General features: G+C 63.9%; 17 protein-coding genes. 4 read left to right on the top strand and 13 right to left on the bottom strand.

Features of this window, described 5'->3' with window-relative positions; all coding sequences use genetic code 11:
• Positions 1 to 9: 9 nt before the first annotated feature.
• Positions 10 to 210, top strand: a complete 201-nt coding sequence (locus ABIB38_RS11640; protein ID WP_429203990.1) for a twin transmembrane helix small protein — start codon at positions 10 to 12, stop codon at positions 208 to 210.
• 80 nt (positions 211 to 290) lie between these two features.
• On the opposite strand, the gene ABIB38_RS11635 is transcribed toward ABIB38_RS11640, so the two are convergent.
• The 6 genes from ABIB38_RS11635 to ABIB38_RS11610 form a co-directional block, all read right to left on the bottom strand.
• Entirely contained in the window at positions 291 to 1,163 is an 873-nt protein-coding gene (locus ABIB38_RS11635; RefSeq protein WP_429203989.1) for a cytochrome c oxidase subunit 3, read from the bottom strand.
• A gap of 88 nt (positions 1,164 to 1,251) precedes the next feature.
• Positions 1,252 to 1,461 (bottom strand): DUF2970 domain-containing protein, encoded by a 210-nt coding sequence (locus tag ABIB38_RS11630; RefSeq protein WP_429203988.1) that lies wholly within the window; start codon positions 1,459 to 1,461, stop codon positions 1,252 to 1,254.
• On the bottom strand, positions 1,454 to 2,035 hold the full coding sequence (locus ABIB38_RS11625) for a cytochrome c oxidase assembly protein (RefSeq protein ID WP_429203987.1): 582 nt from the start codon (positions 2,033 to 2,035) through the stop codon (positions 1,454 to 1,456). Before ABIB38_RS11625 ends, ABIB38_RS11630 begins: the two co-directional genes overlap by 8 nt.
• Positions 2,036 to 2,147: 112 nt before the next feature.
• On the bottom strand, positions 2,148 to 3,761 hold the full coding sequence (ctaD, locus tag ABIB38_RS11620) for a cytochrome c oxidase subunit I (RefSeq protein ID WP_429203985.1): 1,614 nt from the start codon (positions 3,759 to 3,761) through the stop codon (positions 2,148 to 2,150).
• A 15-nt stretch (positions 3,762 to 3,776) separates the two neighbouring features.
• Positions 3,777 to 4,973: a cytochrome c oxidase subunit II gene (gene coxB / locus ABIB38_RS11615; RefSeq protein WP_429203983.1), complete on the bottom strand. Its 1,197-nt coding sequence runs from the start codon at positions 4,971 to 4,973 to the stop codon at positions 3,777 to 3,779.
• 350 nt (positions 4,974 to 5,323) lie between these two features.
• Positions 5,324 to 6,241, bottom strand: coding sequence for a methyltransferase domain-containing protein (locus ABIB38_RS11610; RefSeq protein WP_429203981.1), 918 nt, complete (start codon positions 6,239 to 6,241; stop codon positions 5,324 to 5,326).
• 60 nt (positions 6,242 to 6,301) lie between these two features.
• On the opposite strand from ABIB38_RS11610, the gene ABIB38_RS11605 reads away from it, so the two are divergent.
• Positions 6,302 to 7,021, top strand: coding sequence for a ComF family protein (locus ABIB38_RS11605; protein WP_429203980.1), 720 nt, complete (start codon positions 6,302 to 6,304; stop codon positions 7,019 to 7,021).
• 35 nt (positions 7,022 to 7,056) lie between these two features.
• The gene (gene trmL / locus ABIB38_RS11600; RefSeq protein WP_429203979.1) at positions 7,057 to 7,527 is read left to right on the top strand and encodes a tRNA (uridine(34)/cytosine(34)/5-carboxymethylaminomethyluridine(34)-2'-O)-methyltransferase TrmL; all 471 of its coding nucleotides are present in this window, start codon (positions 7,057 to 7,059) and stop codon (positions 7,525 to 7,527) included.
• 120 nt (positions 7,528 to 7,647) lie between these two features.
• Here trmL and ABIB38_RS11595 read toward each other — a convergent pair whose 3' ends face one another.
• From ABIB38_RS11595 to ABIB38_RS11580, 4 genes are all read right to left on the bottom strand, one after another.
• Positions 7,648 to 8,040 carry a GNAT family N-acetyltransferase gene (locus tag ABIB38_RS11595; protein WP_429204226.1) on the bottom strand — a complete coding sequence of 131 codons (393 nt, stop codon included), beginning with the start codon at positions 8,038 to 8,040 and terminating at the stop codon, positions 7,648 to 7,650.
• A gap of 262 nt (positions 8,041 to 8,302) precedes the next feature.
• Complete coding sequence (locus ABIB38_RS11590; RefSeq protein ID WP_429203977.1) at positions 8,303 to 8,554, bottom strand: hypothetical protein; 252 nt, start codon at positions 8,552 to 8,554, stop codon at positions 8,303 to 8,305.
• Positions 8,555 to 8,831: 277 nt separating this feature from the next.
• Positions 8,832 to 9,329, bottom strand: coding sequence for a cupin domain-containing protein (locus ABIB38_RS11585; protein WP_429203976.1), 498 nt, complete (start codon positions 9,327 to 9,329; stop codon positions 8,832 to 8,834).
• Between the two features lie 53 nt (positions 9,330 to 9,382).
• Positions 9,383 to 10,561 carry a GDSL-type esterase/lipase family protein gene (locus ABIB38_RS11580; RefSeq protein ID WP_429203975.1) on the bottom strand — a complete coding sequence of 393 codons (1,179 nt, stop codon included), beginning with the start codon at positions 10,559 to 10,561 and terminating at the stop codon, positions 9,383 to 9,385.
• Positions 10,562 to 10,796: 235 nt separating this feature from the next.
• Between ABIB38_RS11580 and ABIB38_RS11575 the strand changes: the two genes are divergently transcribed.
• A complete protein-coding gene (locus ABIB38_RS11575; protein ID WP_429203973.1) occupies positions 10,797 to 11,162 on the top strand; it encodes a hypothetical protein in 366 nt (121 codons plus the stop codon).
• A 12-nt stretch (positions 11,163 to 11,174) separates the two neighbouring features.
• On the opposite strand, the gene ABIB38_RS11570 is transcribed toward ABIB38_RS11575, so the two are convergent.
• The 3 genes from ABIB38_RS11570 to ABIB38_RS11560 are packed head-to-tail and all read right to left on the bottom strand — an operon-like array spanning position 11,175 to position 14,034.
• Positions 11,175 to 12,353: an aminotransferase class V-fold PLP-dependent enzyme gene (locus tag ABIB38_RS11570; RefSeq protein WP_429203972.1), complete on the bottom strand. Its 1,179-nt coding sequence runs from the start codon at positions 12,351 to 12,353 to the stop codon at positions 11,175 to 11,177.
• 5 nt (positions 12,354 to 12,358) lie between these two features.
• Positions 12,359 to 12,832 (bottom strand): D-glycero-beta-D-manno-heptose 1-phosphate adenylyltransferase, encoded by a 474-nt coding sequence (rfaE2, locus tag ABIB38_RS11565; RefSeq protein WP_429203970.1) that lies wholly within the window; start codon positions 12,830 to 12,832, stop codon positions 12,359 to 12,361.
• 17 nt (positions 12,833 to 12,849) lie between these two features.
• Entirely contained in the window at positions 12,850 to 14,034 is a 1,185-nt protein-coding gene (locus ABIB38_RS11560; RefSeq protein WP_429203968.1) for a PilT/PilU family type 4a pilus ATPase, read from the bottom strand.
• Positions 14,035 to 14,164: the final 130 nt, after the last annotated feature.

The following is a 14,164-nucleotide window of genomic DNA, read 5'->3' as shown; positions in this document are numbered from 1 at the left end:
GGGTCCACCATGAAAATCTTCGTCGCCATCGCCTTCGTCCTGATCCTGGCCAGCCTCGGGTCGGCCCTGTTCTTCCTGATGCGCGACAAGGGGCGCAGCAACCGCACCGTCAATGCGCTGGCGATGCGGGTCGGCTTGTCGATCGTGTTGTTCCTTTGCGTGCTGGCGGCGCACCAGCTAGGATGGATTGCGCCGACCGGCCTGCGTTGATTGAACGCGTCGGCGGCGGAGCCGCCAACCCTACGTAGGGTTGGCGGCTATGCCGCCGACGCGTTCAACCCTCATTTGCATCACAACCAATATATAACAACGTACAAGCCCAGCCACACCACGTCGACAAAGTGCCAATACCATGCGGCGCCTTCGAAGCCGAAGTGGTTGTCTGCAGTAAAGTGCCCTTTCATCACGCGGTACAGGATCACCCCCAACATGATCGCCCCCATCGTCACGTGGAAGCCGTGGAAACCGGTCAGCATGAAGAAGGTCGAGCCATAGATGCCCGAGGTCAGCTTCAGGTTCAGGTCGCGGTAGGCATGGATGTATTCATACGCCTGGAAACCCATGAACACGGCGCCCAGCAAGATCGTCGCCGCCAGCCAGATCGCGGTCTTGTTGCGGTGTCCGGCGCGCAGCGCGTGGTGGGCAATGGTGAGCGTCACGCCGGAGGTCAGCAGCAGCGCGGTATTGATGGTCGGGATCGGGAACGGTCCCATGGTACGGAAGCCGTCGACGATGTTGGCAGGACCGGTATTGCCCCACTGCGCCGAGAAGTCGGGCCACAGGATCTGGTGGTCGAGGTCGGCCAGCCAGGGCATCGAGATTGCGCGCGCGTAGAACAGCGCGCCGAAGAAGGCGCCGAAGAACATCACCTCAGAGAAAATGAACCAGCTCATCGACCAGCGGTAGGACAGGTCGATGCGCTTGCCGTACAGGCCCGCTTCGGATTCGCGGATCGCATCGCCGAACCAGAAGTACAGCACCACCAGCATGGCGACGATGCCGGCCAGGCACACCGGCGGCGCCCACGACATGCTGTTGACCCAGCCGGACGCGCCGGCCATCGTCACCAGCATCGAGATGCCGGCCAGCAGCGGCCAGCGCGACGGGCCGGGAACGTAATAGTAAGGCGCGGCGCCTGCGGAACTCACTGGTGACGAACTCATGTTTATCTCCTCCGTGATTCTATTATTGTGCATCTGTGCTGATTAACCTGGGTCCCCGCCTCCGCGGGGACGACGTTGTCTGGTATAGCTATGCCGTCGATACTGCGAACCTTACCGCGAGCATGATCAGTCCGATGAAGATCGCGACCCCGATCAACCCGGCGACGATCACGTGGATCGGATTCAGGTTGGCGGCATCGCTCTCGTAATCCTTGCGCTTGCGTACGCCGAAGAAGGACCAGAACACGGCCTTCATGGTGGCGAGAAAATTCGCCTTGCGCTGGTGTGGCTTATCCATTCTTCGCCGGCGCCGGCGCCGGTGGCGCCGCTGCCGCCTTGAAGGCGCCGCCGATCTCGAAGAAGGTGTACGACAGCGTGATGTTCTTCACTTCGCGCGGCAGCTTGGGATCGATGAAGAACACCACCGGCATCTGGCGCGCCTCGTTCGGCCCCATGGTCTGCTCCTGGAAGCAGAAGCAGTCCACCTTCATGAAGTGCGGCGTGGCCGATTGCGGCGCATAGCTCGGGATCGCCTGGGCCTTGACCGCCCTGCCCTGGGTGTTGACCACCTCGTACATGACGGTGGCCAGCTCGCCCGGGTGCACGTCGATGCTGCGCGTGGTCGGGCGGAAGCGCCACGGGCCCTGCGAATTGCCGTCCAGCTCGATCGTGATGGTGCGCGACGTGTCCACCTGGGTGTTGGTCGGCGCCGCCACGAACTCGCCCTTCTGGGTCAGCACGTTAATGCCGAGCACTTCGCAGATCTGTCGATAGACCGGCACCAGCGCGTAGCCGAAGCCGAACATCGCGATCGCCACCACCACCAGCTTGCCGAGCGTAGTGCGGTTCAGGCGCAGGAGCTTGCTGTTCATGGCCGGCCTCAGCTCAGCAGCGTGAACTTGACGAACACGCTGGCGAAAAAGAACAGCGCCAGGCCGCCCACCCACAGGGCGGTGCGCAGATTGTTCGGTTTACGCGGGTTCATCATTTCACCAGCGGCGGATGTTCGAAGGTGTGGAACGGCGCCGGGCTCGGCACGGTCCACTCCAGGCCTTCCGCGCCTTCCCATGGTTTCGCCGGCGCCTTGGCGCCGCCGCGGATGGTCGGCAGCACCACCGCGAACAGGAAGTACACCTGGGAAAAACCGAAGCCGAAGGCGCCGATCGACACGATCATGTTGAAGTCGGTGAACTGCACCGCGTAGTCGGCATAGCGGCGCGGCATGCCGGCCAGTCCCAGGAAGTGCATCGGGAAGAAGGTGACGTTGAAGGTGATGAGCGACAGCCAGAAGTGGATCTTGCCGCGGCCTTCGGGATACATATGGCCGGTCCACTTCGGCGCCCAGTAGTAGAAGCCGGCGAACAGCGCGAACAGCGAGCCGGCCACCAGCACGTAGTGGAAGTGGGCCACCACGTAATAGGTGTCGTGCACCTGGATGTCGATCGGGGTCACGGCCAGGATCAGGCCGGTGAAGCCGCCCATGGTGAACACGAAGATGAAGCCGACCGCGAACAGCATCGGGGTCTCGAAGGTCATCGAGCCCTTCCACATGGTGGCGACCCAGTTGAACACCTTCACGCCGGTCGGCACCGCGATCAGCATGGTGGCGTACATGAAGAACAGCTGCGAGGTCACCGGCATGCCGGTGGTGAACATGTGGTGGGCCCAGACCACGAACGACAGGATCGCGATCGAGGCGGTGGCGTACACCATCGAGGCATAGCCGAACAGCGGCTTCCTGGCGAAGGCCGGGATGATCTGCGAGACGATGCCGAAGGCCGGCAGGATCATGATGTAGACCTCGGGGTGGCCGAAGAACCAGAAGATGTGCTGGTACATCACCGGGTCGCCGCCGCCGGCGGCGTTGAAGAACGAGGTGCCGAAGTGGCGGTCGGTCAGGGTCATGGTGATGGCCCCGGCCAGCACCGGCATCACGGCGATGAGCAGGTAGGCGGTGATCAGCCAGGTCCAGCAGAACATCGGCATCTTCATCAGGGTCATGCCCGGCGCGCGCATGTTCAGGATGGTGACGATGATGTTAATGGAACCCATGATCGACGAGGCGCCCATGATGTGCATCGCGAAGATCGCCATGTCCATGCCGACACCCATCTGGGTCGACAGCGGGGCATACAGGGTCCAGCCGGCGGCGGTGGCGCCGCCCGGCACCAGGAAGGAGCCGGCCAGCAGCAGCGCGGCCGGCGGCAGCAGCCAGAACGAGAAGTTGTTCATGCGCGCGAACGCCATGTCCGAGGCGCCCACCTGCAGCGGCAGCATCCAGTTGGCGAAGCCGACGAAGGCAGGCATGATCGCGCCGAACACCATCACCAGGCCGTGCATCGTGGTGAGCTGGTTGAAGAATTCGGGGCGCACGAATTGCAGGCCCGGCTGGAACAGCTCGGCGCGGATCATCAGCGCCAGCACGCCGCCCGAGAGCAGCATGATGAACGAGAACCAGAGATAAAGGGTGCCGATGTCCTTGTGGTTGGTGGCGAACAGCCAGCGGCGCCAGCCGTGTGGATGCTCGTGGTGTTCGTCGTGCGCATGGTCGTGCGCATGCGCCTGGTCGTGGCCGTGGTCGATCGTCGTGGTGCTCATGTCGTTACCCCTGCATTATTTGCGTGCGGCCAGGACTTCGGCCGGTTGAACGATATTTTCCGCAGCCTTGTTCGACCAGGTATTGCGGGTATAGGTGATCACGGCGGCGATCTCGGTATCGGACAACTGTTTCCAGGCCGGCATCTCGGTCGGGAACCTGCCGGTCTTCTGGCCATTGAGCAGGATGTCGATCTGATGCTTCTTGTCGCCCAGCACGTTCGGCGAACCGTCCAGCGCCGCGAAGGCGGCGGGCACGCCCTTGCCGTTGGCCTGGTGGCAGGCCACGCAGTTGGCGGCGTAGACCTGCTCGCCGCGGGTCTTGAGCTCGTCGATGGTCCAGGTCTTGGTCGGATCGTCGGCCAGCGCCGCCATTTCCTTCTTCTTGCCCTCGACCCAGGCGGTGTATTCGGCGTCGGTCACCACGCGCACCACGATCGGCATGAAGGCGTGGTCCTTGCCGCACAGCTCGACGCAGTTGCCGCGGTAGACGCCGGTCTTCTCGGCGCGGAACCAGCCGTCGCGCACGAAACCGGGGATGGCGTCCTGCTTGATCGCGAACGCCGGAATCGTCCAGGCGTGGATCACGTCGTTGGCGGTGAACACCATGCGAATTTTCTTGTTAACCGGGACCACCATCTCGTTATCGACTTCGAGCAGGTAGTTCTCGGTGCGCGCCTCGGTGGGCTTGACGCCCGGCTCGCCGATCTGGGAGCGCGGCGTGGCCAGGTTCGACAGGAACGAGATGCCTTCGCCCTCGCCTTTCAGGTAATCGTAGCCCCACTTCCATTGCATGCCGGTGGCCTTGATGGTGAGGTCGGCGTTCGAAGTGTCCTTCAGGTCGACCACGGTCTTGGTCGCGGGCAGCGCCATGCCGATGACGATCAGGAACGGCACCACGGTCCAGGCGATCTCGACGGCGGTGGATTCGTGGAAGGTGGCCGGTTTGTGGCCCAGAGATTTACGGTGCTTGAACACCGAGTAGAACATGACGCCGAACACGCCGAGGAAGATCACCAGGCAGACGATCATCATCCAGTTGTGCAGGGAATAGATGTCGGCGCCGACGGCGGTGACGGGAACCTGCATATTGAGCTGGTGCTCGAGAGGCCGGCCCGTGAGCGGCTGTTGCTGCGCCAGGGCTGGCGTGGCGCCGGCTGCTGCGAGTACGGCAAAGCCGTACAGCACGGCCTGAAGTCGCGTTGCATATGTCATGTATGTCCCCAACCACCCTAAAAATAAGAATATTTTTAAACGGGCCCAGCAATTTCGTGAACGAACCGCGCCCGCTCCTACTGATCGCAAAGGGCTTGCCGGGTCGTCCCGCGTAATTGCGCTGCGGAATGGTGGGAAACCATCTCGCCCACCTGGCAATACGTTGCTGCCAGGACCGGGCGACTCTGCGACTGCTGCAATTCTTTTTTCTACTTTTCGTCCGATTCTGCCGCTTTTTTAAGCGATTCTATTAGCCCGACGGGAAAAATAGCAATTGATTATATCTAAAGCACTAATTTTTATTCAAGGAAAATCGGGACTATTCACGTATGAGCCATGCAAGGCAGGTATCAGGGCTTGCGGGGCTGGAAGCGCACGATCGATTCGCCCGAGGCGGTGGTGCGCGGCGCGGGACGGAAGGCGTGGCCGTAGATGACTTCGAAGCTCAAGCCGAGCTTGCCGTCCGGCCGGCGCTGCGCCTCGAAGGCGTCGAGCAGCCGCTGCCAGGCCGCACGGCCGATCAGGCCGCGGCGGCGCGATTCCAGCGGATTGCCGCCCAGCGCCCGCACGTCCGCCAGCAGCGCCTGCGGCGTGTCGTAGGTGACGGTGATGCGTTCCATGTCCATCACGGGGGTCGAGAAACCGACCTCGACCAGCTGGTCGCCGAAGTCGTGCATGTCGACGAAGGGCAAGGTGTGCGGATAGGCGTCGAGCGCGGCGAAGGCAGTGCGCAGCTCGGTGAAGGTGTCGGGGCCGAAGCAGGAAAACATCAGCAGGCCTTCCACCCGCAGCACGCGGCGCCATTCGGCGAACACGCGGTCGGGCAGCGGGTGCCAGTGCAGCGCCAGGTTCGACCACAGCAGGTCGAGCGAGTTCGGTCCCAGGGGCAGGTTGCCGTAGTCGCCGCACAGCAGGTCGACGCCGGCCTTGGCCGGCATCAAGCGGTTTAACAACTGATTGAGCGCGCCGCCGGTCGATGCCGGCGCCTTGGCCGCGCGCACCATGGCCCCTGCCCCATCGAGGCCCAGGATCTGGGCCGCCGGATAGGTTTTCTGCAACAAGCCCAGGTCGGCCCCGGCGCCGCACCCCGCGTCCAGCACCTGCCGGGGAACGATCTTCACCAGGCTCAGGCGCTCGTGCATGCGTTCGGCGATCTCGCGGCGCAAGAAATCCGATGGGGCGATGCGCTTGGGATGGGCGAACAGCCCGCGCACGCGGGACAGGTCGATCGGGGCGCTCAGCCTGGACGGGGATTGAGGAGAAGCCATGGGAAGCAAGTCGAAATGAGATAATGTCGGCAGTTTAACCGGTTGTGGGAAGTCGAGCCGATGCTGGACCTTCGCGCACTGCCCGGCCGCCTGCTGGGCGCCATGCTGCCTTCGGCCTGCGCCTTGTGCGGAGGGCATTCGGGACAAGCCGTGTGCCCGGCCTGCGAGCAAGCCTACGTTTTGCCCGTGACGCGCTGCCCGTGCTGCGCCAATCCGGTCGGCGCGCTCGACCTTGGCCGGCATTGCGGCGCCTGCCTGGCGGGCAGGCCCGCCTTCGACGCCACCGTGGCCGCCTGCGATTACGCGGCGCCGCTCGACAGCCTGGTGCTGCAGCTCAAATTTGGCGCCCAGCTGGCGCTGGCCCCGTGGATGGCGCGCGTGCTGCAGGACGCCGTCGCTTTTGCAGCGCCAGCCTTGCCCGACGTGCTGTGCCCGGTGCCGCTGGGCCCCGCCCGCCTGGTCGAGCGCGGCTACAACCAGGCGCTCGAGGTGGCGCGACCGCTGGCCGGCGCGCTGCGCTTGCCGGTCGCGCCGCGGCTCTTGCAGCGGGTGCGGGAAACCCCGGCGCAGTCGAATGCGGCGCCGGGAGAGCGCAAGAAGAACGTGCGCGGGGCGTTCGGGGTGGACGCCGCGGGCGACCTGCGCGGACGCCATGTGGGCGTGGTCGACGACGTCATGTCGAGCGGGCATACGCTCGACGAAATCGCGACCGTCCTGAAACAGGCCGGCGCCGCGCGCGTCACGAACTTCGTGTTCGCGCGCACACCGCCGCATGCATGACGCATCGGCATCAGACACCAATGAGGAGAAATACGTTGTTCCATGTCGTCCTGGTCGAGCCAGAAATCCCGCCGAATACCGGCAACGTGATCCGCCTGTGCGCCAACGCCGGCGCCCAGCTGCACCTGATCGAACCGCTCGGTTTTCCGCTGGACGACGCCAAGATGCGCCGCGCCGGGCTGGATTACCACGAGTACGCCAATATGAAGGTGCACAAGAACTGGGACGCCTTCCTGGAGGCGGTCCAGCCGGATCAGTCGCGCATGTTCGCGCTCACCACGCATGGCTCGTCGCCGTTCGCCGACGCGCGCTTCCAGCCGGGCGACGTGTTCGTGTTCGGGCCGGAGTCGCGCGGCCTGGCGCCGGCTTTTAGAGAAACCTTCCCGCCGGCCCAGCGCATCCGGCTGCCGATGCGGCCCGATAACCGCAGCCTGAATCTGTCGAACACGGTGGCGATCGTGGTGTACGAGGCCTGGCGGCAGAACGGTTACCTGGGCGGAACATAGTTCGGGCTCGACCTTGGGTCGCAGGATAAGGCCCAGTACGACCCTCATGCAGGCGCCTGCATGCGGCGTGTGTCCGCTGACAAGCACAGCAGACACCGGCGTATCGCGATCGCAGCCGCTTCAGGTACGCTGACGGACGTAACTATCGACTTCCTTGCCGTTCAGCGCAGTCTTCATGTCGTACGTCATTCCCAGGCGCTCGGCAACACGACGCGATGATTCGTTGCCGGAATCGATCAGCGCCCGCACCTTCGGTTCACGCCGAACCTCGAACGCATGTTTCATGACTGCCGCCGCCGCTTCGTTCGCAATTCCTTTTCCCCAGAATGCGCGATAGGTATTCCATCCCATCTCCATCACGGTTGATTCGTCGCGAAAGAAAGCTCCCACGCTGCCCACCAGCCGGCCCGTCTGCCGGTCTTCGATCGACCACCAGCCAGCCTGGTGCAGGAGCCACAATCCGGCATGGGAGGTGAAGATGCGCCAAGCGGTCTGACGGTCTGCCGAGCCCAGAGATGCGCGGAGCTTTCAGGATTCGACAAGTGCTCCGCAAATAATTCGAAGTCTTCAACACGATATTCCCGCAGCGTCAGCCGGTCTGTCTGGAGGCGAGGCACGGAAATCGTCAGGGCGTGATTCATGAGAAGTGCATCCTTGAATGTTGAACTGGTGTTCACTGTCCGCTTCTGGTCGAAAGCAGGTCTGGTCAGTCCGCTATCGACCCAGGGTGTGTCAAAACGCGCGCAGACTGCTCTGTCGTTCGGCTCAACTGCGATTACTTTCTGGTGGGCCAAACGGCAGGTCGGAGTTCCCTTTCACGGCCCACTTCGTGCGTCAGGCGGAACTGTTCTGTCAAAGATTTGGCGAAAGCTGGCGTGGTACGGATACGGGCAACTTCTTCCTTGCTAAGTTTAATGCTCACTTCGTAAAGACCGACGCTCCCGGCTAGGTATGTCAGCACCCAGTCGTCGCCATGTCTGAAAACGACGAAATTCCACGCTTCTTCCGCAAGCACTTCGGTGGCCATCCCAGCTCCTATCTGCTCTAGGCGACACATCTTCCTTCTAAAACATTTTAAACTGGACGCTGATACTAGCTCAACAGCTGGTGGTAAACGAGATACGGTGAAATGCATCATCGTCAAACCAAGCCGCAGCAAACGAGCCGTCTGCCTTCGATGTAGGGTGGATTGCAAACACGGTCATTAGGGTACCTAACACTGGCAGTAAAGGTCTGCTTCTGGCCGAGGTCAACCGCTCCTTGTAGGGCAGCCATCGATCCAGGGCATCTTCGCAATCTCATCACTACGACAGGCGCGCGATCAGCTCCGCATGCCCGGGCCAATCCTGCCTGAGGACGGCCTCATCCCCGATCTCGAATTCTTCGAACTCAAAGCCCGGGGCGACCGTGCAACCCACAAGGCTGTAGCCCTCCGGCGCCTCGCATTCAGCGGCGAACCAGCGCCCGGCGGGAACCAGCACCTGGAAATGCGCGCCCTCGTGCCGCAATGGGTTACCGAGTCTGAGAACGCTGAGTCCTCCATCGGGCTCCAGCACGTAGATTCGAATCGGCACACCGTCATAGAAATGCCACATCTCGTCCGATCGAATCCGATGCCAGGTCGACCTCTCCCTTGCGCGAAGCAGGTAATAGATCGCGGTCGAGGCAGAACGGTCAGCCACCTCCCCCGCCCTGTTCACGCGGTGTTGACTCCGGTAGGTCTCCTTGAAATGGCCTCCTTCCGGATGCGGCGTGAGCGACAGCAGAGAGATCAGATTGTCCGAGGGGGTTTCAAACGTCATGGGAGTCTCCCAGGTCAAGGGGTAACAGTTTTATATTCCAGCAAAAGTACTATTCAAATCCAAGTCTCGTCATTGCCAAACACCCCGGCACGGAAAGCCAACGTGCAAAAACGTTCGCCGATCAGGCGGTGCGCCTCCGCCTCGGGGTGCAGCTCGTCGGGCAGCGGATAACGCGCATTGTCGTCCAGGCCGTAAAGCTCCGTCCCGTCGAGATAATGGAGATTCGCATCGGCCAACGCGCGCTGCCGGACGATCTTCTGCAACTGCTCGCGAATCACGCCGAGGGTCAGCTTGCCCTGCCGGCGCTCGGCGTCGTTGCCCATCGCCCGGAACAGCAACTTGCCCTTTTCCAGCGCCTTGCCATCGAACATGGTCGGTCCCGGCGTCGTTTCATGGATCGGGCACCAGGTCGGCGAAATCACCAGCAGCGGCGTCGTCGGATGCCCTTCCCTGATCGTGTCGAGAAAACCGTGCACCGCCGGCCCGAAGGCGCGCAGCCGCATCGCGTCCGTGTTGACGAGGTTGATCCCGAGCTTGAGGCTGATCACGTCGGCCGGCAAATCGCGGATCGTGCGCGCCGTGAACGGGTCCAACAATGCGCTGCCACCCAGGCCGAGATTGAGCAGATCGACACCGGCCAGCTGCGCGGCCACGGCCGGCCAGATGCCGGTGGGGCTGGTTGCATTCGAGCCCTGACTGATCGAGCTGCCATGGTGCAGCCAGCGGCGCTTGCTGGTCGCGGCCAGCGGAGCGACCGGCGCATCGGCATCCAGCGCCACCAGCTCGGTCGTCTCGTCATGCGGCAGCCAGATCTCGACGGTCTTGTCGCCCGGCGGCAGGCCGGCAAAGCGCAGCCGCTGGGGTTCTCCCGGCCGCATCTTCGCCGCGCCGGACAGCATGTCGATGTCCATGATCTTGCCGCCCGGCGCGCTGGCCTGCTGCGTCAATGCGCCATCGACGAGCAGGTCATAAAGGCCGTCCGGGCGCGGCGCCATGGCGCCGTAGCGGCGCTTGGTCGGCAACACGACCAGTTCCACGACCGTCGCCGCTGTCCGCAGCGCCAGACGCACGCCGGAAGGCTGCGCCTCCGCCATCGCCAGTTGCGGATCCTGGCACTGGGCGCGCGCCCAGGCCGGCAGGCGGTGCGGCAGCAGGCCCGCTTCCGTGCGCTCGAGTTCGACGGCGCCATGGACCAGGTCGGGCGTGATCGGTAAATGGAAGGACAGCGTCATCGCGGTATTCCTGAGAGGATTGATGCAGCGCTCATTATAAGTATCGCAGCCCAAGGGCCTCAGCCTGAGGACCCCGGCCGGTGACACCGGCGCCGCCGCTGCGTGGTTTGCTCATCTACAGTTCCCGCGACAAGCTCTGGGACGCGTACCATACGGGTTGACCCTGCGCCGGCATCCGCCTGCAAGCTGCCCCCGGCCCAGCCCCCATCCAGCCAATGAAACGAAAGCCGACACCATGCTGATACGCGTCTTCACGACCGATGACCAATCCGAACCTTCGCTGGCCATGGAAACGCAGGTCGACGCCGCCGCACTGATGGCGATGGCGCAACCGCGCGCAGCCGAGGCGCGCGAACGTGGCGCCGAATGGACCGCGGGCGCCATCCCCTTCTTCGTCCAGGAACTGGTCGATGCGCTACAAGCAGGCAAACCCGGCCAGGATATCGAGATGCAGGCGGCGAACGCGGCGATGGCCGCATGGCTCTACGACTCGGTCCACGACGGCGTGGATGCCGACATCTTCGCGCAGTGCGACCTGGCGTTCACGCTGTCGGAGGGCGGTGTGGTGCAATACGACCGCATGCCCGCCACGGCAGGCTGAGCAACGACAGACCTAGGCCGCGCGCCCGGCGGCTTCGCGCGCCAGCAGGTCCAGAGCCTCGACCAGGCGATCCAGCTCCCCCGTCGTCGTGGTCAGCGCCACCGTCACGCGCACGACGCTCGCGTCTCCCACGTGGCGCTCGACCGTGAACACGCCGAACCGCTCCAGCAGCGCCCCGCGCACGTCGCACGCCGCCATGCCGTCGATCGTGAACGCCGCCAGCGCCGTCCCGCCGTCGAGCGGCGTCAGCAGGCGCAGCCCCGGCAGGTCGGCCACGCGCCGCATCCAGTAGCTGCGCAGCCAGTTCAGGCGCGCTTCCTTTGCCGCAGTCCCGCCGAGCATCTCATGGAAATCGAGCGCGCGCGGCGCCGCCATGATGGCGCTCACCGGCGGCATGCCCGCGTGCAGGCGGCCGCGGATGTCGTCCTCGGCATAGTCGCGGTCGCCAAAATGCGGCTCGATCTTCGCCAGATGCGCGGCGCGGATGTAGACGAAGCCCAGTCCCGGCGGCGCGCCGATCCATTTGTGCAGGTTGAAGCCGGCGAAGTCGATGCCCATCGCCTGCACGTCGACCGGCACCTGTCCCAGCGCATGCGCACTGTCGACCAGCACGTCGATGCCGCGCTCGCGCGCCAGCGCCACGATCTCGCGCACCGGCGCCTGCTGGCCGTTGGCCGGATAGACCTGGGACAGCAGCATCAGCTTCAAGCCCGGCGTGTCGCGGATCGCCGTCGCATAATGATCGAGCAATGCGTCACGGCTGAGCGGCAAGGTGAACTGCAGTTCGACCGGACGCGCGCCGCGCCGCCCTTCGAGCCAAGCCATCGCGTAGCGCATGGCCGGATAGTCCAGGTTGGACCACAGCACCGCATCACCCGCCTCCAGCGCGCGATACTGGCCGATCAGCACCTGCATCGATTCGCTGGCGCTGCGCGTGAGCAGGATCTCGTGCGGCTCGGCGTTGATCAGCTGCGCCAGCCGCGCGCGCAGCACTTCTGCATGCCGGTTTCCGAACTCGCCGCGCAGAAAAGGACTCAGGTGGGTGTTCGTATGCCGGATCGCCTCCTCCAGCGCCTGCTGCACCGGCAGCGCCATCGCCCCGAAATAGCCGTGCTCGAGATTGACGATGGCGTCCGGCGCGCGCGGATACAGGGCCTCGAGATCGGCAGCCAGGCCAGGAGGCGTCGGCATGCCGGTCAGCCGCGGATCCGCGCCACCAGTTTGGTGGTCGAGCGGTCATGCTCGAAGTCGATCGCCACCGCCCGGCCGCCATAGGCCAGCACGGCTTTCCCTTCGGGGATCTGGTCCATCACATAGTCGCCGCCCTTGGCGTAGATGTCGGGCCGCCCCTGCTGCACCACTTCCAGCGCGGTGTCTTCGTCGAATTCGACCACCAGGCTCACCGCTTCCAGCGCCGCCAGCACCGCCATGCGATCGGCCAGCGTGTTGTGCGGGCGGTCGTCGCCCTTGCCCAGGCGCTTGACCGAGGCGTCGGTGTTTACCGCCACCACCAGCGAGCCTCCCAGCGCGCGCGCCTGCGCCAGATAGGTCACGTGGCCGCGGTGCAGGATGTCGAACACGCCGTTGGTCAGCACCACGGGTTTCGGTAGTGCGGCAATGCGCGCGGCCAGCTCGGCGCGCGTGCAGATCTTGTTTTCGAATGAAGGCATACGGGATACGGGTTGAATCATTGTTTCGGGGGTTCGTCTTCAGGTTCTTCCTCGATCGCCATCGACAGCTCGGCCGGGCGCGCGGCGGCGCCGCCCGGCTCGCGCCGTTCGCCCGACAGCTTGATCTGCAGGCGCAGGCCGTTGGCCGAGTCGGCATTGCGGATCGCCTCGTCGTAGCCGATCAGGCCCTTGTTGTACAGCTCGAACAAGGCCTGGTCGAAGGTGCACATGCCCAGTTCGCGCGACTTGTGCATGATCTCCTTGATGTTCTGGAAGTTCCCCTTGAGGATCATCTCGCCGATGGTCGGCGTGTTGAGCAGGATCTCGATCGCCGCCTTGCGTCCTTTTCCGTCCTCGGTGCGCACCAGGCGCTGCGAGACGATGGCGCGCAGGTTCGACGACAGGTCCATCAACAGCTGATTGCGCCGCTCTTCCGGGAAGAAGTTGATGATCCGGTCCATCGTCTGGTTGGCGTTATTGGCGTGCAGCGTGCCCAGGCACAGGTGGCCGGTCTCGGCGAAGGCGATCGCGTGCTCCATCGTCTCGGTATCGCGGATCTCGCCGATCAGGATCACGTCCGGCGCCTGGCGCAGCGTGTTCTTCAGCGCGTGGTGCCACGACAGGGTGTCGACACCCACTTCGCGGTGCGTCACCAGGCAATTCTTGTTCTTGTGGACGTACTCCACCGGGTCTTCCACCGTGATGATGTGGCCGGCCGAGTTGCTGTTGCGGTAGTCGATCATCGCCGCCAGCGTGGTCGACTTGCCGGAACCGGTGCCGCCCACCACCAGCACCAGGCCGCGCTTGGTCATCACCACGTCCTTGAGCACCTCGGGCAGGTCGAGCTTTTCGAAGTTGGGGATCTCGGAGGCGATCGTGCGCACCACCATGCCCACGCTCTGCTGCTGCACGTAGACGTTGACGCGGAAGCGGCAGACGCCGGGCAAGGAAATAGCAAAATTGCACTCCATCTCGGTCTCGAACTCGGCGCGCTGGCGCTCGTTCATGATCGACAGCGCCAGCGCGCGCGTGACTTCGCCGGTGAGCCGTTGCTGACTGAGCGCCTTCATCGCCCCCTGGTGTTTAATACTTGGAGGAAAATCTGCCGAGATGAAAAGATCGGAGCCGCCCTGATGGTGCATCACCGTCAACAGCTTGTGAATATAGGCCTGGGCTTCCGCCGGACCGAACGTCGAAGACATGCTGGCCTTTCAAAAATTGCAGTGGTGTAGCCTGCGGAGCAATTATATCGACTATGATTCTCGCTAAACTACTATTTCATGGCCAAAACGGGTCCGGCGCCGCGGCGCCGACCGCAGATGCCTGTCCGAG

The sequence above is a fragment of the Massilia sp. UYP11 genome, assembly GCF_050434805.1.
In the GTDB taxonomy this organism is placed as follows: Bacteria; Pseudomonadota; Gammaproteobacteria; order Burkholderiales; family Burkholderiaceae_D; genus Telluria.
This window is presented reverse-complemented; position numbering and strand designations above follow the sequence as displayed.

What these genes read in the sequence shown, in the direction of transcription:
- ABIB38_RS11640 (WP_429203990.1), top strand. Translation starts at nt 10, where the DNA reads ATGAAAATCTTCGTCGCCATCGCCTTCGTCCTGATCCTGGCCAGCCTC.
- ABIB38_RS11635 (WP_429203989.1), bottom strand. Translation starts at nt 1,163, where the DNA reads ATGAGTTCGTCACCAGTGAGTTCCGCAGGCGCCGCGCCTTACTATTAC.
- ABIB38_RS11630 (WP_429203988.1), bottom strand. Translation starts at nt 1,461, where the DNA reads ATGGATAAGCCACACCAGCGCAAGGCGAATTTTCTCGCCACCATGAAG.
- ABIB38_RS11625 (WP_429203987.1), bottom strand. Translation starts at nt 2,035, where the DNA reads ATGAACAGCAAGCTCCTGCGCCTGAACCGCACTACGCTCGGCAAGCTG.
- ctaD (WP_429203985.1), bottom strand. Translation starts at nt 3,761, where the DNA reads ATGAGCACCACGACGATCGACCACGGCCACGACCAGGCGCATGCGCAC.
- coxB (WP_429203983.1), bottom strand. Translation starts at nt 4,973, where the DNA reads ATGACATATGCAACGCGACTTCAGGCCGTGCTGTACGGCTTTGCCGTA.
- ABIB38_RS11610 (WP_429203981.1), bottom strand. Translation starts at nt 6,241, where the DNA reads ATGGCTTCTCCTCAATCCCCGTCCAGGCTGAGCGCCCCGATCGACCTG.
- ABIB38_RS11605 (WP_429203980.1), top strand. Translation starts at nt 6,302, where the DNA reads ATGCTGGACCTTCGCGCACTGCCCGGCCGCCTGCTGGGCGCCATGCTG.
- ABIB38_RS11590 (WP_429203977.1), bottom strand. Translation starts at nt 8,554, where the DNA reads ATGGCCACCGAAGTGCTTGCGGAAGAAGCGTGGAATTTCGTCGTTTTC.
- ABIB38_RS11585 (WP_429203976.1), bottom strand. Translation starts at nt 9,329, where the DNA reads ATGACGTTTGAAACCCCCTCGGACAATCTGATCTCTCTGCTGTCGCTC.
- ABIB38_RS11580 (WP_429203975.1), bottom strand. Translation starts at nt 10,561, where the DNA reads ATGACGCTGTCCTTCCATTTACCGATCACGCCCGACCTGGTCCATGGC.
- ABIB38_RS11575 (WP_429203973.1), top strand. Translation starts at nt 10,797, where the DNA reads ATGCTGATACGCGTCTTCACGACCGATGACCAATCCGAACCTTCGCTG.
- ABIB38_RS11570 (WP_429203972.1), bottom strand. Translation starts at nt 12,353, where the DNA reads ATGCCGACGCCTCCTGGCCTGGCTGCCGATCTCGAGGCCCTGTATCCG.
- rfaE2 (WP_429203970.1), bottom strand. Translation starts at nt 12,832, where the DNA reads ATGCCTTCATTCGAAAACAAGATCTGCACGCGCGCCGAGCTGGCCGCG.
- ABIB38_RS11560 (WP_429203968.1), bottom strand. Translation starts at nt 14,034, where the DNA reads ATGTCTTCGACGTTCGGTCCGGCGGAAGCCCAGGCCTATATTCACAAG.